General features: G+C 58.0%; 12 protein-coding genes, 2 tRNA genes and 3 rRNA genes. 4 read left to right on the plus strand and 13 right to left on the minus strand.

Going from position 1 to position 20,910, the window contains the following annotated elements; translation table 11 throughout:
• Window position 1: 1 nt before the first annotated feature.
• From BFP95_RS22735 to BFP95_RS22745, 3 genes are read left to right on the plus strand one after another with little or no spacing between them, the layout of a single operon-like run.
• Window positions 2–1,429, plus strand: coding sequence for an O-antigen ligase family protein (locus tag BFP95_RS22735; RefSeq protein ID WP_065910743.1), 1,428 nt, complete (start codon window positions 2–4; stop codon window positions 1,427–1,429).
• Window positions 1,429–2,838, plus strand: a complete 1,410-nt coding sequence (locus BFP95_RS22740) for a lipid II flippase MurJ (RefSeq protein WP_065910730.1) — start codon at window positions 1,429–1,431, stop codon at window positions 2,836–2,838. The genes BFP95_RS22735 and BFP95_RS22740 overlap by 1 nt, the downstream gene beginning before the upstream one ends.
• A 22-nt stretch (window positions 2,839–2,860) precedes the next feature.
• On the plus strand, window positions 2,861–3,910 hold the full coding sequence (locus tag BFP95_RS22745; protein WP_065889180.1) for an acyltransferase family protein: 1,050 nt from the start codon (window positions 2,861–2,863) through the stop codon (window positions 3,908–3,910).
• Window positions 3,911–4,156: 246 nt separating this feature from the next.
• Here the strand turns inward: BFP95_RS22745 and BFP95_RS22750 are convergent, their stop codons facing one another.
• From BFP95_RS22750 to BFP95_RS22780, 7 genes are all read right to left on the minus strand, one after another.
• Window positions 4,157–4,738 carry a DUF4174 domain-containing protein gene (locus BFP95_RS22750; protein ID WP_065874597.1) on the minus strand — a complete coding sequence of 194 codons (582 nt, stop codon included), beginning with the start codon at window positions 4,736–4,738 and terminating at the stop codon, window positions 4,157–4,159.
• A gap of 164 nt (window positions 4,739–4,902) precedes the next feature.
• The gene (locus BFP95_RS22755; protein WP_065889176.1) at window positions 4,903–5,535 is read right to left on the minus strand and encodes a glutathione S-transferase N-terminal domain-containing protein; all 633 of its coding nucleotides are present in this window, start codon (window positions 5,533–5,535) and stop codon (window positions 4,903–4,905) included.
• Window positions 5,536–5,601: 66 nt separating this feature from the next.
• On the minus strand, window positions 5,602–7,959 hold the full coding sequence (locus tag BFP95_RS22760; RefSeq protein ID WP_065910731.1) for a DNA polymerase II: 2,358 nt from the start codon (window positions 7,957–7,959) through the stop codon (window positions 5,602–5,604).
• Window positions 7,960–8,063: 104 nt separating this feature from the next.
• Window positions 8,064–8,528 (minus strand): SRPBCC family protein, encoded by a 465-nt coding sequence (locus BFP95_RS22765; RefSeq protein ID WP_065910732.1) that lies wholly within the window; start codon window positions 8,526–8,528, stop codon window positions 8,064–8,066.
• A 79-nt stretch (window positions 8,529–8,607) separates the two neighbouring features.
• Complete coding sequence (locus tag BFP95_RS22770; protein ID WP_065910733.1) at window positions 8,608–11,106, minus strand: TonB-dependent siderophore receptor; 2,499 nt, start codon at window positions 11,104–11,106, stop codon at window positions 8,608–8,610.
• Window positions 11,107–11,200: 94 nt separating this feature from the next.
• On the minus strand, window positions 11,201–12,151 hold the full coding sequence (locus tag BFP95_RS22775) for a FecR domain-containing protein (protein WP_065910734.1): 951 nt from the start codon (window positions 12,149–12,151) through the stop codon (window positions 11,201–11,203).
• A gap of 2 nt (window positions 12,152–12,153) precedes the next feature.
• Complete coding sequence (locus BFP95_RS22780) at window positions 12,154–12,684, minus strand: sigma-70 family RNA polymerase sigma factor (RefSeq protein ID WP_065910735.1); 531 nt, start codon at window positions 12,682–12,684, stop codon at window positions 12,154–12,156.
• 135 nt (window positions 12,685–12,819) lie between these two features.
• Here BFP95_RS22780 and BFP95_RS22785 point away from each other — a divergent pair, with 135 nt between their 5' ends.
• Window positions 12,820–13,221, plus strand: coding sequence for a GFA family protein (locus tag BFP95_RS22785; protein ID WP_065910736.1), 402 nt, complete (start codon window positions 12,820–12,822; stop codon window positions 13,219–13,221).
• Window position 13,222: 1 nt separating this feature from the next.
• Here the strand turns inward: BFP95_RS22785 and mrdA are convergent, their stop codons facing one another.
• The 6 genes from mrdA to BFP95_RS22815 all read right to left on the minus strand — a co-directional run bounded on the left by mrdA (window position 13,223) and on the right by BFP95_RS22815 (window position 20,589).
• Window positions 13,223–15,115: a penicillin-binding protein 2 gene (gene mrdA, locus BFP95_RS22790; protein WP_065910737.1), complete on the minus strand. Its 1,893-nt coding sequence runs from the start codon at window positions 15,113–15,115 to the stop codon at window positions 13,223–13,225.
• Between the two features lie 259 nt (window positions 15,116–15,374).
• Window positions 15,375–15,490 (minus strand): 5S ribosomal RNA (gene rrf, locus BFP95_RS22795).
• Between the two features lie 156 nt (window positions 15,491–15,646).
• Window positions 15,647–18,538, minus strand: a 23S ribosomal RNA gene (locus BFP95_RS22800).
• 249 nt (window positions 18,539–18,787) lie between these two features.
• Window positions 18,788–18,863 (minus strand) — tRNA-Ala (locus tag BFP95_RS22805).
• Between the two features lie 30 nt (window positions 18,864–18,893).
• A tRNA-Ile gene (locus BFP95_RS22810) sits at window positions 18,894–18,970 on the minus strand.
• Window positions 18,971–19,052: 82 nt separating this feature from the next.
• Window positions 19,053–20,589, minus strand: a 16S ribosomal RNA gene (locus BFP95_RS22815).
• The 16S, 23S and 5S rRNA genes sit together here with 2 tRNA genes alongside, the layout of an rRNA operon.
• Window positions 20,590–20,910 lie beyond the last annotated feature (321 nt).

Here is a 20,910-nt window from a genome sequence, read left to right on the forward strand (position 1 = left end):
AATAAACTTGCCCAGCCTCTTCGCGATCCTCTTCGGCCTGCTGTTTGGCGCCCTCGCGCTGCTGCTGTCACCGGCCAAGGCGTTCCTCGCCGTGATCGGCCTGGCCGGGACCGTGACCATTCTGCGCTTTCCGCTCTGGGGCTTGTTGCTGTTTGCCCTGATCGCCACGTTCATGCCGTACTCCACGGTCAACCTGGGCATTCGCAGTACCGTCAGCGAAGCCATCCTGGCGCTGACATGGGGCGCGGTGCTGTGGCACAACTTCCTGGCCCGCTTGCCCGACACACCGAGCCTCTCCCGCCGGCCTACCGACCAGATGCTGCTGTGGCTGATGCTGTTCAGTGTGTTCCCGTTTATCGTCGGCCAGGTCACCATCCACGCCGACACCAGCGGTGTGGCCAACTGGTTGCGCTGGTTGTTGAGCCTGTCGTCGGTATTCCTCTGCGCCAAATTGCTGGTGGATCACAAGCACCGCGAATCGCTGGTAATCGCCCTGCTGCTGGGCAGCCTGGCGATGCTGGTGCTGTCGATTGCAGTGTTTGTGCGCACGCGCTCCGGGGCCAGCATTGCGCCGATCCTGGGGCTGTTCAACTACGCCAACTTCGACATGTTGAAGTTTGGCCTGGAGGCCATGTCTTCGCGCATGGGCTCGCCGTGGATGCACCCGAATGCCATCGGCGGGATCATGGCGTTGCTGCTGCCCCTGGCCTTCTGTTTCGGCATGACCGAGCAAGGCTGGAAACGCGCGCTGGGCCTGAGCGTGGCGTGCCTGGGCGCGGCGGCGCTGCTGTTGGCCAGCAGCCGCGGCGCGATGGTCAGCCTGGCATTGGTGCTGCTGTGGATGGCCACTCGCCGGGTGCCCTACACCGGCCGCCTGCTGATGATCGGCGCGGCGCTGACGGTGGCGTTGGTGATGGCTTATCCACCTTTACAGGAGCGCCTGGCGACGATCTTTTCGTCGGATAACGCCAGTACCGAAGTGCGTTTAGACGAGTACCGCATGTTCCCGCAGGCGGTGGTGTCGTACCCGTTCGGTATTGGCTTCAAGGTCGATCCGCCCGTGCCAGGCACGCATTTGCTAGGCATCTCGAACCTGTGGCTGAACTTCATCTACAAGACCGGCATCGTCGGCATGCTGTTTTTTGTGGCGGTGACGGTGCGCTGGTGGCGTGAAGCGCGCCCGGACAGCGGCCCGATCCGCCTGACTAAGGACAATGCGCTATGGCTGGGCACCAGCGCCGGGATTCTCTCGGCGCTGGTCAGCGGCCTGTTCGACCACTACTTCAGCTTTGCGGTGGTGATGGTCGCGCTGTTCTGGCTGATGGTGGGGATCAATGTGCTGGAAGCCCGCCGACTGTTTCCGGCGCGCCTGCCACAGGTAAAAAGCGTGGCGTTGCGCAAACCGCTGATTAATGGCGCGCAACCCTGATGCTGGGCTCCGCCGTCTGGCTGACCCTGGCGACACTGCTGGGCTTGTGCCTGGGCTTCGCCCGCGAATGGTTGCTGGTGGCGGCCTGGGGGGCGGGTGAGCGCAGTGATGCGTTCCTGATCGCGCTGTTTTTGCCGGAGGCGTTGCGCATGTCCCTGGCTGGCGGTGTGCTGAGTGCCGCTGCGCTGCCGCTTTATCTCGCGCGCAAAGACGACGAGCGGCTGGGCTGGTTGGCGGTGTTGTTTCCGGCATTGCTGCTGATCGCGCTGTTCATCAGCCTGCTGCTGACGCTGGTGGCGCCGTGGCTGGTGCAACTGCTCGGGCCGGGCTTGGCGGCCAGTGCGACGGCGTTGGCAAGCAGCAACTTGCAGATTGTCGCGTGGTGCGTGCCGGGTCTGATGCTGCATGCACTGTTCAGTATTCCGTTGCAGGCCAGCGAGCGTTTTGTGCTGGCAGGCTTGGGCTCATTGTTGTTCAACCTGCCGCCGGTGACCTACCTCGCGCTCGCAGGCACCGCCACCCAACCGCACGCCCTGGCACTGGCCTGCCTGGCCGGCAGCGTGTTGATGCCGTTGGCGCTGCTGCCGTCGATGTGGCGTCAGGGTTGGCGGCCATGGCATTGGCAATTGTCATTGGCGCCACTACGGGAGTTGGGCCAGCGCATCGGCCCGCTGTTGTTGAGCAATGGCGCGAGCCAGGGCCTGGCGCTGATCGAGCGGCTGGTGGCGTCGTTGCTGGGGGAAGGCGCGGTGACCTGGGTCAACCTGGCGCGCAAGCTGATGAACCTGCCGCTGATTGCGCTAATGAGCCTCAACCAGGTGCTGCTGGGCATGATGAGCCGTCGCCAGCGCGATGAACGCCTGGCCCTGCTCAAGCGCGGCCTGGAAACCGCCAGCGTGCTGACCCTGCCCGCTGGCGTTGGCCTGGTGGCGGCGGCACCGAGCCTGGTGGCGTTGCTGCTGCCCAAGCAATCGGTGGACTCGCCGTTGCCGCTGTTGCTGGCCTGGTTTGCTGTGCCACTGGTGTTCGGCGCCTGGAACGCCTTGCTCGCGCGCTATGCCTATGCCGCCGGCGATACGCGCCAGCCACTGCGCTGCGAATTGCTCGGTAGCCTGGTCAATGTGCTGCTGCTCAGCGCTCTGCCTTTTGTGTTCGGCATGGCGGGCATTCCCCTGGCTGCGCTGGCCGGGGTGATCTGCACCGCGCTACTGCTGATGCAGCGCCAGGCCTTGCTTGGCGCCCTGCACTGGGCCCGGCATTGGCTGCTCAGCGCAGTGCTGATGGGCGCGGCGGCGCTGGCGCTGTTTCGGGTTGAAGACGTGTGGCTGCAACTGGGGCTGAGCACCCTGGCCGGCGCGGTGGTGTTGCTCGGGATGGGGCTGTGGCTGAAGCCGTGGCGCAAGGCATGAACGATCAATCGGGACGACTCAGATGAAACATCGCTGGATTCAAATGGATATTGCCAAGGGTATCGGCATCCTGGTGATCGTATTTGCCCACAGCTGGTTCGTCGCCACCTCGCCGGACTTGCTGTACCCGGTACTGGCGTCGTTTATCTTGCCGTTGTTCTTCTTTTTGTCCGGGGTATTCTTCAAGCCTGAACAACCGTTCGTGGAGATGGCGGTGCGCAAGGCCGATGGCCTGCTCAAGCCGTTTTTCTTCACCATGCTCACCTATGTGATCGTGCGCAGCATTCTGCGCGGCCAGCCGCTGCTACCGGATGTGGGTGGCGTGCTGTATGCCTCGGTGGACACCATCCCGTGGCAGGCGCTGTGGTTTCTGCCGCACTTCTGGGTGGCGATCCTGTTCAGTTGGGTGATGCTGCGGTTGATCCAGCGCTTGAAGCTGTCGCTGTGGTTGAGCCTCGCGCTGGTGGCACTGCAATTGATCGTGGGCGCCTGGATGCTGCCGTGGTTCTGGCAACTGCCGGTCACCTTCGGCGAGCATACGTGGGTGCTGCCCGGCCTGCCGTTCAGCCTGGATATCACGCTGATCAGCAGCACTTACTTCATTGTCGGCTACCTGTTGCGCGATTGGTTGCGCCGGCACTCGGGTTCCTGGCTGACGCTGTTGGTCTCGATCGCGTCGTTTGCCCTGGTGTTCACCTTCACCTGGGACACCATGGACCTGGCGCAGCGGCGCTACGATCACTGGTTCTGGACCACCCTGTCGGCCGCGATCGGCGTGTACGCCTGCTGGGCACTGGCGCGGGTAATGATGGTCTCGGACAGGGTCACGCGGGCCATGACCTACATCGGCCAGAACACCTTGATCCTGCTGATCTTCCACGGCGAGATCCAGCACAAGACCTTCGACCTGATGGAGCGCTTGGGGCTGCCTGCGCTGCCGGCGGCGTGCGTGGGTTTTGTGGTGGCGGTGGTGGTGCCGTTGTTGATCGGGGAAGTGATCAAGCGGGTGGCGTTTTTGCGGTTCTTCTACTTTCCGTTGCGTAAGGCGACCGGGGAGAAGGCGGCAACTTAAGGAACACTGGAAGATGCGCGGCATTGGTAGCTACACATCTCGAGAGCAACCTGTAGTGAGCGGGCTTGCCCCGCGCTGGGTGGCGAAGCCGCCCCAAACCAGGCGACTTGGTTTTGTCTGGAACTCGGCGGTGCCTCTATGGGGGCGGCTTCGCCACCCAGCGCGGGGCAAGCCCGCTCACTACAGGGTTGTGTAGGTACTTATAGCCATCGCGGGCAAGCCCGCTCCCACAGTGGGTTGTTTATTTCAGTCGTCGAGTTGTTGCGGGGCTGGCTTGCTGCCGTGCTTGGCCGGTTTGGCACCCTTGGCCGGCGCAGCAGCGGGGGCTGCGGGTTCAGGTTCTGCAGCGGCGGCAGCTTCTTTTTCGGCCATCGGCATCTGGTCAATGGCGCTGAAGAACTCCTTCAGATCAAGGGTATCCGGTGGCACGGTCTTCTCGACTTTCTTCTCACCGTCCTTGCCCACCAGGATCACTTTAGTGCCACTGCCGGCGCCCAGTTTGAGGGCACGAATCAGCGCGTTGGTTTCAGGCGGCGTGAGCTTTTTGTTGTCCTTTGGGTCCTTGGCGAACTTCTCCCCTTCGGCACCGATGCTGCCGAATTTCACGGTGTAGAACACCATGCTGCGCTCTTCAAAGGACTGCTTGGTCGCAGGCTCGTCCAACTGTTTCTTGAGGGTCGCCAAGGTGTCGTTGCCAGAATCAAGCTCCACCACCACCAGCGGCCGGGCTTTGCCCAAGTCCTGCTTGAGCGGGTTGATATCATCAGCAGCCAACAGCGGCCCCGTTAAAGCCATCAAGGTAGCCAGGGTCAGCGACCGGATGAGCATGCGCACCTCCTTTGAATTCCATGCAGGGTTCTTGAGTTTCATGTCTGCGACAGTCAAATTCAAGGATGATTCCTACACCACTTTAAGAAAGCGTAGGTCAGGGCGCCCGCTGCGCAAGGGTTTGATGGGTTCAACCGTCATTGTTTCCACTGATTGCGGAAACATCATGCGACCTTCCACTCCGGCCAATGCCTCGCAAATACGGGGGCGACAATGGGATCGGCATCCACTTGCCCCAGGCTCTGGGCAAAGCTCGGCGCCAGCCCGTTCAACGCGTCCCGTGCCTCGTCCCAGCGCGACACCGCTGCGGCCATCAAGCCCAGTGCATTCGGCGTATGGTTCGGGCCAAACAACTGCCCGGCAAACTGATCGGCAAATACCACCCAGGCCTGGTGCAGGTAGCGCCGGGTGCCCGCAACAAGCTGCGCCTGCACCGTTTCGTCGACGTCGCCGATCCAGCGTTGCGGGTAGTCGATAATGCCGATCGCCGAATAGCAATTGGCTGCGATATACACAAGGCCGCGAATGATCTGCGCACGGTTGCCGGCCAGCAGGTCGGAGCCGGGAAACTCCAGGCCCAGGTGGATCAGGATCGCTGCGCTTTCCGTCAGCACCTGGCCGTCGGGGGTGACCAGGGTGGGCACCTGTTTGAGCGGGTTGATACGGGCCAGCTCATCACTGCCCTCACCTTCCGCCCAGGAGGCCGCGTCTACCCTTCGCCACGGCACCGCACATCGTTGCAGGGCGATTTCAATCATGCAGGAACCGGATTCGTCGATGCCGTAGAGCGTGTACATGGGCCTGTCCTCCTAGCGGTGCCTGTGCCCAAGAGTGCAAGTAACCACGGAGTCGAATCAAGTGTTTTAAAACAAGCCCATTTGCCCGCCGACCAGCGTGCTGAAATCGTCATTCACAAACGGCAGGATCGCGTCGGCCACCGGCTGCAATTGCCGGGTGACGTAGTGGTCGTAGTCGATGGGTGCTTGCCGCACTTCGAGGGGTTCCGGGCCGTTGACGCTGATCACGTAGCTGATCCAGCCACCGCGCTGGTATTGACGGGGGCGGTTCAGGCGGTCGTTGTATTCGTCCGCCAGGCGCGCAGCACGCACATGCGGCGGCACGTTGCGCTCGTAATCGTCCAGCCGTCGGCGCAGCCGTTTGCGGTAGATCAGCAACTCATCGAATTCGCCGCTCAGGGTACGGCGCACGTAGTCGCGTATGTAGTCCTGATGGGGCAGGCGATGGAAAATGCGCTGGTACAGCTCCTGCTGGAATCGGCGAGCCAGGGGCGACCAGTCGCTGCGCACGGTTTCCAGGCCTTTGTAAACCATTTCTTCGCTGCCATCGCTACGCACGACAAGGCCGGCGTAGCGCTTCTTGCTGCCCTCCTCCGCGCCACGAATGGTGGGCATGAGGAAGCGCGTGAAGTGGGTTTCGTATTGCAATTCCAGGGCGCTTTGCAGGCCGAACGCCGTTTGCAGGTGCTCGTGCCACCAGTCGTTGACGTGCTGCACCAACGCCCGTCCGATGCCGCTGGCCTCTTCCTGGGAATGCGCACTGCCGAGCCAGACGAAGGTGGAGTCGGTGTCGCCGTAGATCACCTCATAGCCTTGAGCTTCGACCAGTTCGCGGGTCTGGCGCATGATCTGGTGACCGCGCAGGGTGATTGACGACGCGAGCCGTGTATCGAAGAAACGGCAGCCGCTGGAACCGAGTACGCCGTAGAAGGCGTTCATGATGATTTTCAGGGCCTGGGACAGCGGCGCATTGTGCTCGCGCTTGGCCACTTCGCGGCCTTCGGAGACCCGCGCGACGATGGAGGGCAGACAGTGCCGGGTGCGGGAAAAACGCGCGCCGCGAAAGCCTTCCACCGACGCACTGTCATCGGGGTACTTGAGGCCTTCGATCAGGCCCACCGGGTCGATCAAGAAACTACGGATGATCGACGGGTAGAGGCTTTTGTAATCGAGTACCAACACCGACTCGTAGAGGCCGGGGCGCGAGTCCATGACAAATCCGCCGGGGCTGGCCTGGGGTGGTTTGTCGCCCAGGTTTGGCGCGACAAAGCCCTGGCGGTGCATCAACGGCATATACAAATGGGTGAACGCGGCGACAGAGCCACCGTTGCGATCAGCCGGCAACCCGGTGACGCTGGCGCGCTCCAGCAGGAACTTGAGCAGCTCGGTCTTCTCGAAAATCCGCGTGACCAGCTCGCAGTCCTTGAGGTTGTAGCGTGCCAGGGCGGGCTTGTCCTCGGCAAACATGCGGTTGATTTCGTCCATGCGCTGGTATGGCGTGGAGATGTCCTTGCCCTCGCCCAACAGGGTTTGCGCGACGTTCTCCAGGCTGAACGATTCGAAGCTCCAGGTCGCCGAGCGCAGGGCCTCGATGCCATCAATGATCAGCCGCCCCGGCGCCGCTGCGAAGTAGTGATTACGGCTACCGTGTTCGCGCCAGGCCATCGGCTCTTCGCCACGACCAAGCATCAGCGGCACGTTGAGGCGCTGGGCGTGTTCGTGGAGGACACGCAGGTCGAACTGCACCACGTTCCAACCGATGATCGCATCGGGGTCGTGCTGGGCAAGCCATTGGTTGAGGCGTTCGAGCAATTGCACGCGGGTGTCGCAGTAGTCGAGCTTGAAGTTCACCGCGTCGGTTTTGTTCGGCGGGCCGAGCATGTACACCTGGCGCTCGCCGCAGCCTTCGAGGGCGATGGAATAGAGATCGCCCTGGGCAGTGGTCTCGATGTCGAGGGACACCAGTTTCAGCGGCGGGCGGTAGTCGGGCGCGGGTTTCATCTGCGCGTCGCAGAGCACGCCGTTTGCGTCGGGAGTGCCACCGAACCACACCGGTGCGGTGATGAAACGCTCCATCATGTAGCGCTCGGGTGGGCGCACGTCACCTTCGTAGACATCCACACCGGCAGCGCGCAGGCGTTTTTCCACGTCCATCGCCTGGCGGTGCTGGCGGGTGTAGAGACCCAGGACCGGGCGATGATGAAAATCGCACAGCTGCAACGGGCGCAATTCGATATCGCGCTCACCCTTGAGCAGCCAATCCAGCGGCTTGCGATGGGCTTCGGGGATAAACATCACCGAGGTCTGCACGGGTAGGCGGATAAACCTAGGGCCGTGGTCGGTCGCCAGCCAAAAGCTCACCTCCGTGCCCGCCGGGGTATCACGCCAATGCCGGGTCAGGACAAAACCCTGCTGTAAATCCACCGTAACGCACCTCAGGAATCGCTTTCAGGGCGTGATTCTACTCGGCATCGCACGCGTGCGGCACGTTAACGCTCATGAAGGCTGCCCCGCAATCATGACGCTGTTTAGGGCCCAGCCTGGCTCAGATAGGTTTCGATGTTGCTCATCTGTTCGTCCCAGCCACGGGAATTCATTTTGAAGGCTTTTTGGCGCCTCGCCTCAGGCACCGCGTCAAAACCCGATTCGACCACCCGTAGCAGAATGCCCGGAGCACGGTCTTCAAGGGTGAACTCCACCAACGTCGGGGTCTCCTGGTCATAGTCGACGCCCTCTTCTACCGCGAACGGATGCCACCAGAAAGAGAACAGTGTTTGCGGCAGGATGCGTTCGATTTTCACCTTCCAGATCACATGTTCGTAACCTGGGTAGGTGATAGGCGCTTCAATGGTTTGCCCCGCGACAAATGCCTTGCCCGTGAGCGCAATCCGAAACCATCGGCCGAATTGCTCGGCGTCTGTCAGAGCTCCCCACACCTGTTTACGTGGAGCATTGAGCAGTACTTTTCGTTCTATGCGGTCCAATACGTGCATACGTCACCTCCTGCATTGACAGTAGGCGACATCGACCAATGCGCAACCTTTCGGTCACGCATTGGTGTTGCTACTTACTTCAGAATTTCCATTTGGCGTTGACCATCGCATTGCGCGGATCGCCGTAGGAACCGGAGTTGAATGTACCCATGCCGTCGTAATATTTCTTGTCGAACAGGTTGTTGACATTCAGCCCCACAGACAGATGCTCGTCCACCTTGTAGTTGGCTAACAGACCCACCACGGCGTAAGGGTCCTGTACCGCCTTGTAGTTAGGCCCGGTGTAGTTGATCTGCGTGGTGGCGTACATTTCGCTTTGCCAGGTGACGTTGCCACCCACGGTCAAGCGGTTCAGGGCACCTGGCAGGCGGTAAGAGGTGCCGAGCTTGAACAGGTTGATTGGCTGATTGACCTGGACGCGCTCACCGTCCTTGCTGTGAGACTCGCGGTAGGTATAGCCGCCGAACACGTTCCAGCCTGCGGCCACTTCACCGGAAATCTCCGTTTCGACACCGCGCGTGGTGGTGCCAGCGATGGCCTTGTAAACGGTCTTGCCCGTGGCATCGTTGCCCGAGTCGGCAGCGGTGTTCTTTTGCTCGATGTCGAACAGGGCGATGCTCGCGTTCAGCGCCCCCTGGAAAAATTCGCCCTTGAGCCCGATCTCGTAGTTATCCCCTTCCAGCGGTGCAAGCGAGCCACCACTGGCGGTCTTGTAGAACGTCTGCGGCAAGAAGATGCTGGTATAGCTGGCGTAGACCGAGTAGGTGTCGTTGAGGTCGTAGATGATGCCCGCGTAGGGTGTCACGACGCCGCTCTTCTTGGTTTTGTCGGTGTTTTTCGAGTAGGGGGCGTCCTCAGTCACCTCATCGAGCTGCTTCCACCAACTGACGCGGGTGCCGAGAATAAGGGTCAGCGGGTCCATCGGTTTCAAACGCAGCGCGCCGTAAATCCCGGTCTGTTGCAGCGTAGTCACAGTGCCGCCGACTTCGTTGTAGGAACGACGCCCATACTGCCGGCCGTCCCAGGCGAAGATGTTGTTTACATCACCATAGTCATTGTCTTGGTCGACCAAGGTACTGCTGTAGTCCGGAAAATTCAGATGGGTGCGCGAAGTGCTCGCGCCCACCACCAACTCATGCTCGCGCGCGCCCAGCTGGAACGGGCCACTGGCATACACATCCAGGGTGTCCTGGGTCTGGTAACTGTCGAGACGGTAGATGAACGCCTTGGCGCCCTGGCCGGTGATCGGGTCCGGGTAGCTGCCACTGGCGGAGGCGCCCTGCCCTTTGCGGTAGGAATACTGATGGCTGTACGCCGTCTTCAGGCCCCAGTCGTTATCCAGTTTATGGTCCAGCATCGTGGTGAAGGTGTAGCTGGTGTTGTCCATGTAGCTGGAGCGTGTAGCCGGGTTGAAGGATCGGGAAAAATGGGTCTGGCTGCCATTGCTATAGAACAACGGAATATGGCCGTAGCTGCTGCCATTGGCATCGTTGTTCTGGTAATCGAGGCTGGTGCGCAGGGTCGTGTTGTCATTCAGGTCGATATCGAGCGCGCCATACATCACACGCTTGTCTTGCTTGTACCAATCCACGAAGGCGTTCTGCTTCTGGTATACCGCGACAAACCGTCCGCGCACATTGCCGGTTTCGGTCAACGGGCCAGACACATCGACTTCGGAACGGTAACGATCCCACGCGCCTGCTTCTCCCGAAATATGGGCCTGGAAGTCTTTGGTCGGACGCTTGCGCACCAGGTTGATGGTGGCGGACGGAGTGCCTGCACCGCTCATCAAGCCTGTGGCGCCCCGCACGACCTCGACACGGTCATAGATGGCCATGTCCGAGAGCGGGCCGATGAACTGCTGGGACTCGTTGGCAACCTGGGACGGAATGCCGTCGTACTGGAAGTTCTGGATATCGAAGCCGCGGGAGTAAAAGGAGTATCGCTCGCTGTCACGATGGTTGCTGGTGATGCCGGGCGTGAAGCTCAGCACCTCGTTGAGCGTGGACAGGTGCTGGTCGTCCATCAGTTGGCGGGTGACCACACTGACCGACTGCGGCGTTTCGCGCAGTGTCAGCGGCAACTTGGTCGCGGTGCTGGTCGCGCCAGTGGTGTAGGAGCCGCTGTTTTCGGTGGTCAGGCCCAGCCCTTCGGCGTTAATACTGGTGGCCCCAAGGGTCAACGCACCGCCAGTGCCTTGGGGCGCGAGGCCGTAACTGCCGTCGTTATTCGCGGCCAGGGCCAGATTGCTGTCGGCCAATAGTCGGGCGAAGCCTTGTTCGACGCTATACGTACCCTGCAGACCGACGCTTTGCTTGCCAGCAGTCAGGCCGGAATCGAAGGACAAGACCACGCCAGCGTCGCTGGCAAATCGGCTCAACACCGAACCCAGTGGGCCGGGGGCAATGGAGAAAGCCTGCTGCTGGCTGGCCGCCATTGCGTTGGAGCCTGTCCCAAATATCGGGGCCATCAGCCCGGTCTGCACCATCAGCGACACGCCAAACAACGCCACCTGCAAGGGCTTTTTGCGAAATGAGCGAAGCGGTTGAGTGGCGACTGAAATATGCCCTGCGCGCATGTTGACTCCTGAGGGTTCGAAACGAATGAAGGGGGGTTTGCAGGAGGAGTCGAACGAGGTGCGGCAAATCGACAACAGTGGGTGATAATTATTTTCAACCGCGCGGGACGACTGTCGTCCAGTAACGGGTGCGTGTAATGAGTCGCACCGGCAGGGCGTGGGTCAAGGCGTTAAGGGTCAGGTCGATATCGTCCAGGGAATAAGCACCCGAGACCATCAGATGGCTGATCTCAGTGGCACACCCCAGATAACCCGGGCGGTAGCGAGCCAGTTCGGCCAGCAGGCGATCCAGTCGCCAATCGTCGACGATCAGCCGTCCTTGCGCCCATGCGCCGTCACCGGGCTCGTTGGCCCGTCGGGACAGCATGCGCTGTGTATCGAACGTGACTGTCTGGCCGGCGGTGACGACGGTCTCAGCCGGCTCGCTGCCCTGACGCACCGCCACAGCGTGTTGTAATACGCTCATCGCCGTGAAGTCATCGAACTGGCGCACGGTAAAGCGTGTGCCCAACGCGCGTATTTCACCCTGGGCACTGCGGACCAGCAATGGACGTGGGTCGGGGGCGGTTTCCACCAGGATTTCTCCGGCGCGCAAAATCAGCAGTCGTTGCTCGGCGGTGTAGCGGATATCCACGGAACTGGCAGTGTTGAGGGACAGCCGCGTGCCATCGTCCAGGCTTAGGCTATGGCGCTCGCCCGTGGTAGTGCGTTGATCGGCCATCCATTGCGGTGCCTGTCGATACCCCGACCAACCAACGGCGCTCACACCGGCGCCGATCACCACGCTCTTGAGCAATGTGCGGCGCCCAAATCGCCGGGATTGATCGGCGGCGGCGTCCATCACATTGATGGCTACCACACCTGGCAAGCACTGGAGTTGGCTCTGCAGCATTTCAACGCGCTGCCACGCCCATTGGTTCAGCGAACTTTCCTCACGCCAGGCGAGCCAAGCCGAGTGCAACTCAGAGTCACCGGGCTCGGCAGCCAAACGGGCGACCCATTGGGCTGCCGCGCTGAGTGCATGGCGTTGTAGATTACTGGCCACCGTTAATGCTCTAGGGCGAAAATCAGACAATGCTCGGTGGCCTTGGCAATATATTTGGTCACCGAACTTACCGATACCTGTAGCTCTTCGGCAATTTCCTTGTAAGGCATACCCTGCAACTGCGAGAGCAGAAAGGCGCGCTTAGCCTTGTGCCCAAGACCGTCAAGCATGACATCAAGACGCTGCAGGGTTTCTATGATCAATAGCCGCTCTTGCGGCGAAATCGCATAGGCCTGCGGTTGCTCGGCCAAGGCCTGGAGGTAAGCCTGCTCAAGGGCTTTGCGGCGAAAGCTGTCGATCATCACGCGCTTGGCAATCGTCACCAGAAAGTGCCGGGGCTCCTTCAAGTCAGCGGCCACCGGCTGCGCGCGCTCGGCCAGCAACAAACGGATAAAGGTGTCTTGAGCCAGGTCTGCAGCCTGATGGGAACAACCCAGGCGCGCACGTAGCCAACTGACCAACCAGCGGTGGTGGTCACCGTAGAGTTGGCCAATAGGTTCGTGGATAGGATGAGGCCCAGCGGACAACGGCATAGTGATATTGCGCACGAATGAGAACGCTTCGCAATTTAGAGCAATGTAGGACTAAGGGCAATGGCTTGTATGACGGTGATGCGCAACACGGCGGTAAAAGGTAGATTCTCCCCCTCCCCCCTGAGGTGACGCACCATGACTCAACAGCTCCATGGAAGTTGTTTCTGCAAAGCCGTGCAGTATCAGCTGGACAGCTTGGATATGCCCATCAGCCACTGCCATTGCGACAGCTGCCGCAAGGTGCATGCGGCGGCCTTTGTGGCGACGGCCGGCGTGATGCGCGAACACTTTCGCTGGACGCGAGGCGTGGAACTGCTAGCGTCTTTCGAATCTTCGCCAGGCAAACTCAGGCATTTCTGCTCGCGCTGTGGCTCGCATCTGATGGCAGAGCGTGGGCATCAACCCCATGTCATTGTGCGGGTGGCGACGCTGGATGATGACCCGGGCGTCACGGCCACCGCGCATATCTGGACAGCCCATGACGTGCCCTGGCTTGCCTACGAAGGCGTAGAGCAATGGGACGAATGGCAAGTTTGATTTAAACCTTTGGGTCGCCAGGCGTCTTAGCCGGCGTCGCATATTGCGGTTTCAGGTGGCCTTCCTGATCGAGCAACCAGGCATCCATAATCTGACGCACTACCGGCCCCGCGACGCGGCCGCCGGCCTCGCCGTTTTCGATCATCACCGAGATCACGATTTTCGGGTGCTCCGCCGGAGCGAAGCCGACGAACAAGGCGTTGTCACGGTGGCGCTCCAGGGTCTTTTCGCGGTTGTAACGCTCACCCTGCTTGATCGCCACCACTTGCGCCGTACCACTCTTGCCGGCAATGCGGTATTGCGCGCCTTGTGCCGCCGCGCGGGCAATACCGCGTGGATCGTGCATCACCAGTTGCATGCCGTGGTTGACCTGCTCCCAATCGCGCGGGTCCTTAAGGACCACGTTAGGCATAGGATTTTCATCCACGGGCGGCACGCCGTTGATGGTCTTGGCCAGATGCGGTCGGTTCCACACACCTTTATTGGCGATCAAAGCAGTGGCCTGGGCCAGTTGCAGCGGCGTGACTTGCATATAGCCCTGACCGATACCGAGAATCACGGTTTCACCCGGGAACCACGGCTGACGCCGGGTGGCGCGCTTCCAGGCCTGGGATGGCATCAGGCCGGCTGACTCTTCGAACATATCCAGCGACACTTTCTGGCCCAGGCCGAATTCCGCCAAGTAGTCGTGCAAGCGGTCAATGCCAAGCTTGTGGGCCAGGTCGTAAAAGTAGGTGTCGTTGGAGCGCATGATGGCGGCGTCCATGTCTACCCAGCCGTCGCCGCTGTGGTTCCAATTGCGGTATTTGTGGTCAAAATCCGGCAGTTGGTAGTAACCAGGGTCGAAGACACGGGTTTGCGGCGTGACGACACCGCTGTCGAGGCCGGCAATGGCGACTTCAGGCTTGATGGTCGAGCCCGGCGCGTAAAGCCCTCTAAGGACGCGGTTGAACAGTGGCCGGTCGATGGAGTCATGCAACGCGGCATATTCCTTGAAGCTGATGCCGGTAACGAACAGGTTTGGGTCGAAACTCGGCTTGCTGACCATGGCCAGCACTTCCCCGGTTTGCGGGTCGAGGGCAACCACCGAGCCGCGGCGATCACCGAGGGCTTCTTCCGCCGCTTCCTGAAGGTGCACGTCGAGGCTCAGCACAATGTTTTTACCCGGGATCGGATCCGTGTGTTTGAGTACGCGAAGTACGCGGCCCTGAGCATTGGTCTCGACTTCTTCATAGCCTACGTGACCATGCAGCTCGGACTCGTAGAAGCGCTCGATACCGGTCTTGCCGATGGATTGCGTACCGCGATACTCCACAGAGTCGAGGGCTTTGGATTCTTTCTCATTGATCCGCCCCACATACCCGATGGAATGGGCAAAGTGGGCGCCCAGAGGATAGTGGCGAACGAATTGCGGTTCTACGTCTACCCCAGGCAGGCGGAACTCGTTCACAGCCAGCAGCGCAATCTGTTCTTCGGTCAGCTCGTAAAACAATGTCACAGGCACGAAGGGGTGGCGTGCTTGTTTTAGCGCCTTGTCGAACACTGCACGGTCTTCGATGGGCAGGTGCAGCAAACTGACGATGGCATCCAGCTCACCTTTGAGGTCAGTGGTGCGCTCACGGGTGATGGTCAGGTTGTAGCTGGGGCGGTTGTCGGCAAGCACCACACCATTGCGGTCATAGATCAACCCGCGCGTTGGTGTGATGGGCAACACGTGGACACGGTTGTTTTCAGAAATCGTAGAGTGATAGTCATATTGCACCACCTGCAGGAAATACATGCGGCCTACCAAGGCACAGGTGATGCCGATCACTAACAGTGCGCAGGCGAGCAGGCGCTTGTTGACCAGGCGGTTTTCTTTTTCGTGATCTTTGATCGGTATCGGTTCAGGCATTTCTACAGCATCTCGTTAAAGAAGGTCGACGCCGCGTCCTGCGGATGAAAGATCAATCCCTGTGAAAATGTGCTGCACCATACCAAAAATGCAGAAACACTTTGTATCGATTTCCCCAACGGTATGCCGGATGAGGGATTTTTCATGGAGGTTCGGGGTACGGCAAGGGGAACGGTGACAGGCCCTTACTCCTGAGACTTTTCGACCGTCCAAAACAAAACCCCTGTTCGCGTTAGCAAACAGGGGTTCTGGAATTTAATCTTGACGATGACCTACTCTCACATGGGGAAACCCCACACTACCATCGGCGATGCATCGTTTCACTACTGAGTTCGGGATGGGATCAGGTGGTTCCAATGCTCTATGGTCGTCAAGAAATTCGGGTACTGAGTCGTGGCCAGATGGCCTCGCTTCAGCAAATTGGGTATGTGACAGCTTTCGGTGTTTTCGTGAGATCGAACTTTCGGTTCTATCGTCTTCACACACCGCAATCTGATGCTCGTTAGAGTAGTCAAATTGCTTGGGTGTTATATGGTCAAGCCTCACGGGCAATTAGTATTGGTTAGCTCAACGCCTCACAGCGCTTACACACCCAACCTATCAACGTCGTAGTCTTCGACGGCCCTTCAGGGGACTCAAGGTCCCAGTGAGATCTCATCTTGAGGCTAGTTTCCCGCTTAGATGCTTTCAGCGGTTATCTATTCCGAACATAGCTACCCGGCAATGCCACTGGCGTGACAACCGGAACACCAGAGGTTCGTCCACTCCGGTCCTCTCGTACTAGGAGCAGCCCCTCTCAAATCTCAAACGTCCACGGCAGATAGGGACCGAACTGTCTCACGACGTTCTAAACCCAGCTCGCGTACCACTTTAAATGGCGAACAGCCATACCCTTGGGACCGGCTTCAGCCCCAGGATGTGATGAGCCGACATCGAGGTGCCAAACACCGCCGTCGATATGAACTCTTGGGCGGTATCAGCCTGTTATCCCCGGAGTACCTTTTATCCGTTGAGCGATGGCCCTTCCATACAGAACCACCGGATCACTAAGACCTACTTTCGTACCTGCTCGACGTGTCTGTCTCGCAGTCAAGCGCGCTTTTGCCTTTATACTCTACGACCGATTTCCGACCGGTCTGAGCGCACCTTCGTACTCCTCCGTTACTCTTTAGGAGGAGACCGCCCCAGTCAAACTACCCACCATACACTGTCCTCGATCCGGATAACGGACCTGAGTTAGAACCTCAAAGTTGCCAGGGTGGTATTTCAAGGTTGGCTCCACGCAGACTGGCGTCCACGCTTCAAAGCCTCCCACCTATCCTACACAAGCAAATTCAAAGTCCAGTGCAAAGCTATAGTAAAGGTTCACGGGGTCTTTCCGTCTAGCCGCGGATACACTGCATCTTCACAGCGATTTCAATTTCACTGAGTCTCGGGTGGAGACAGCGCCGCCATCGTTACGCCATTCGTGCAGGTCGGAACTTACCCGACAAGGAATTTCGCTACCTTAGGACCGTTATAGTTACGGCCGCCGTTTACCGGGGCTTCGATCAAGAGCTTCGCGTTAGCTAACCCCATCAATTAACCTTCCGGCACCGGGCAGGCGTCACACCCTATACGTCCACTTTCGTGTTTGCAGAGTGCTGTGTTTTTAATAAACAGTCGCAGCGGCCTGGTATCTTCGACCGGCATGAGCTTACGGAGCAAGTCCTTCACCCTCACCGGCGCACCTTCTCCCGAAGTTACGGTGCCATTTTGCCTAGTTCCTTCACCCGAGTTCTCTCAAGCGCCTTGGTATTCTCTACCCAACCACCTGTGTCGGTTTGGGGTACGGTTCCTGGTTACCTGAAGCTTAGAAGCTTTTCTTGGAAGCATGGCATCAACCACTTCGCTAACTAAAAGTTAGCTCGTCATCAGCTCTCGGCCTTAAGATCCCGGATTTACCTAAGATCTCAGCCTACCACCTTAAACTTGGACAACCAACGCCAAGCTGGCCTAGCCTTCTCCGTCCCTCCATCGCAATAACCAGAAGTACAGGAATATTAACCTGTTTTCCATCGACTACGCTTTTCAGCCTCGCCTTAGGGACCGACTAACCCTGCGTCGATTAACGTTGCGCAGGAAACCTTGGTCTTTCGGCGTGGGTGTTTTTCACACCCATTGTCGTTACTCATGTCAGCATTCGCACTTCTGATACCTCCAGCAAGCTTCTCAACTCACCTTCACAGGCTTACAGAACGCTCCTCTACCGCATCACTTACGTGATACCCGTAGCTTCGGTGTATGGTTTGAGCCCCGTTACATCTTCCGCGCAGGCCGACTCGACTAGTGAGCTATTACGCTTTCTTTAAAGGGTGGCTGCTTCTAAGCCAACCTCCTAGCTGTCTAAGCCTTCCCACATCGTTTCCCACTTAACCATAACTTTGGGACCTTAGCTGACGGTCTGGGTTGTTTCCCTTTTCACGACGGACGTTAGCACCCGCCGTGTGTCTCCCATGCTCGGCACTTGTAGGTATTCGGAGTTTGCATCGGTTTGGTAAGTCGGGATGACCCCCTAGCCGAAACAGTGCTCTACCCCCTACAGTGATACATGAGGCGCTACCTAAATAGCTTTCGAGGAGAACCAGCTATCTCCGAGCTTGATTAGCCTTTCACTCCGATCCACAGGTCATCCGCTAACTTTTCAACGGTAGTCGGTTCGGTCCTCCAGTTAGTGTTACCCAACCTTCAACCTGCCCATGGATAGATCGCCCGGTTTCGGGTCTATTCCCAGCGACTAGACGCCCTATTAAGACTCGCTTTCGCTACGCCTCCCCTATTCGGTTAAGCTCGCCACTGAAAATAAGTCGCTGACCCATTATACAAAAGGTACGCAGTCACCCAACAAAGTGGGCTCCCACTGCTTGTACGCATACGGTTTCAGGATCTATTTCACTCCCCTCTCCGGGGTTCTTTTCGCCTTTCCCTCACGGTACTAGTTCACTATCGGTCAGTCAGTAGTATTTAGCCTTGGAGGATGGTCCCCCCATATTCAGACAAAGTTTCTCGTGCTCCGTCCTACTCGATTTCATGACTAAGAGATTTTCGCGTACAGGGCTATCACCCACTATGGCCGCACTTTCCAGAGCGTTCCGCTAATCTCAAAGCCACTTAAGGGCTAGTCCCCGTTCGCTCGCCACTACTAAGGGAATCTCGGTTGATTTCTTTTCCTCAGGGTACTTAGATGTTTCAGTTCCCCTGGTTCGCTCCATACACCTATGTATTCAGTGTAAGGTAACCATCTTATGATGGCTGGGTTCCCCCATTCAGACATCTCCGGATCAAAGTCTGTTTGCCGACTCCCCGAAGCTTTTCGCAGGCTACCACGTCTTTCATCGCCTCTGACTGCCAAGGCATCCACCGTATGCGCTTCTTCACTTGACCATATAACCCCAAGCAATCTGGTTATACTGTGAAGACAACATTCGCCGAAAATTCGATAATACTCAAAACTGAGTAACTCACAAATTTTACCTTAGCCTGATCCGTTACCAGTGAAAGTAACGTTCAGTCTATCTTTCTATCACATACCCAAATTTTTAAAGAACGATCTAATCAAAGACTAGAAATCAACATTCACCATCATAACGATGGAATGCTCATTTCTAAGCTTTCATAACGTAGAAGCAGTAGTGGTGGAGCCAAACGGGATCGAACCGTTGACCTCCTGCGTGCAAGGCAGGCGCTCTCCCAGCTGAGCTATGGCCCCGTATTTCTACAGGCGTTTCCCACACAAAATTGGTGGGTCTGGGCAGATTCGAACTGCCGACCTCACCCTTATCAGGGGTGCGCTCTAACCAACTGAGCTACAGACCCAATTTCGGGCTGCTTCTTATCGTCTTCTTCAATGAATCAAGCAATTCGTGTGGGAACTTATGGAGCAGCTGATGTCGTCGATTAAGGAGGTGATCCAGCCGCAGGTTCCCCTACGGCTACCTTGTTACGACTTCACCCCAGTCATGAATCACACCGTGGTAACCGTCCTCCCGAAGGTTAGACTAGCTACTTCTGGTGCAACCCACTCCCATGGTGTGACGGGCGGTGTGTACAAGGCCCGGGAACGTATTCACCGCGACATTCTGATTCGCGATTACTAGCGATTCCGACTTCACGCAGTCGAGTTGCAGACTGCGATCCGGACTACGATCGGTTTTCTGGGATTAGCTCCACCTCGCGGCTTGGCAACCCTCTGTACCGACCATTGTAGCACGTGTGTAGCCCAGGCCGTAAGGGCCATGATGACTTGACGTCATCCCCACCTTCCTCCGGTTTGTCACCGGCAGTCTCCTTAGAGTGCCCACCATTATGTGCTGGTAACTAAGGACAAGGGTTGCGCTCGTTACGGGACTTAACCCAACATCTCACGACACGAGCTGACGACAGCCATGCAGCACCTGTCTCAATGTTCCCGAAGGCACCAATCTATCTCTAGAAAGTTCATTGGATGTCAAGGCCTGGTAAGGTTCTTCGCGTTGCTTCGAATTAAACCACATGCTCCACCGCTTGTGCGGGCCCCCGTCAATTCATTTGAGTTTTAACCTTGCGGCCGTACTCCCCAGGCGGTCAACTTAATGCGTTAGCTGCGCCACTAAAAGCTCAAGGCTTCCAACGGCTAGTTGACATCGTTTACGGCGTGGACTACCAGGGTATCTAATCCTGTTTGCTCCCCACGCTTTCGCACCTCAGTGTCAGTATTAGTCCAGGTGGTCGCCTTCGCCACTGGTGTTCCTTCCTATATCTACGCATTTCACCGCTACACAGGAAATTCCACCACCCTCTACCATACTCTAGTCAGTCAGTTTTGAATGCAGTTCCCAGGTTGAGCCCGGGGATTTCACATCCAACTTAACAAACCACCTACGCGCGCTTTACGCCCAGTAATTCCGATTAACGCTTGCACCCTCTGTATTACCGCGGCTGCTGGCACAGAGTTAGCCGGTGCTTATTCTGTCGGTAACGTCAAAACAATCACGTATTAGGTAACTGCCCTTCCTCCCAACTTAAAGTGCTTTACAATCCGAAGACCTTCTTCACACACGCGGCATGGCTGGATCAGGCTTTCGCCCATTGTCCAATATTCCCCACTGCTGCCTCCCGTAGGAGTCTGGACCGTGTCTCAGTTCCAGTGTGACTGATCATCCTCTCAGACCAGTTACGGATCGTCGCCTTGGTGAGCCATTACCTCACCAACTAGCTAATCCGACCTAGGCTCATCTGATAGCGCAAGGCCCGAAGGTCCCCTGCTTTCTCCCGTAGGACGTATGCGGTATTAGCGTCCGTTTCCGAACGTTATCCCCCACTACCAGGCAGATTCCTAGGCATTACTCACCCGTCCGCCGCTCTCAAGAGAAGCAAGCTTCTCTCTACCGCTCGACTTGCATGTGTTAGGCCTGCCGCCAGCGTTCAATCTGAGCCATGATCAAACTCTTCAGTTCAAACATCTTTGGGTTTTTAAGAAACCCTAAACTTGGCTCAGCAATCGTTGGTTACATCTTTGATTTCTCGCGGAGTAACTTGTGATGCTGATAATCTTGTTGACTATCAGTCTGACTCCACAAGCACCCACACGAATTGCTTGATTCAGTTGTTAAAGAGCGGTTGGTTAAGATCTTTCGTCTCAACCGAGGCGCGCATTCTACAGCAGCCTCATTTGCTGTCAAGTGATTATTTTCAGAAGTTTTCGAAGAATTCTTCAACAACTTCAACCACTTGCGCTTCCGATCTCTCGTTAGCGGGAGGCGAATTCTACAGCGTTA

The organism is Pseudomonas sp. 58 R 12 (assembly GCF_900005865.1).
In the GTDB taxonomy this organism is placed as follows: domain Bacteria; phylum Pseudomonadota; class Gammaproteobacteria; order Pseudomonadales; family Pseudomonadaceae; genus Aquipseudomonas; species Aquipseudomonas tritici.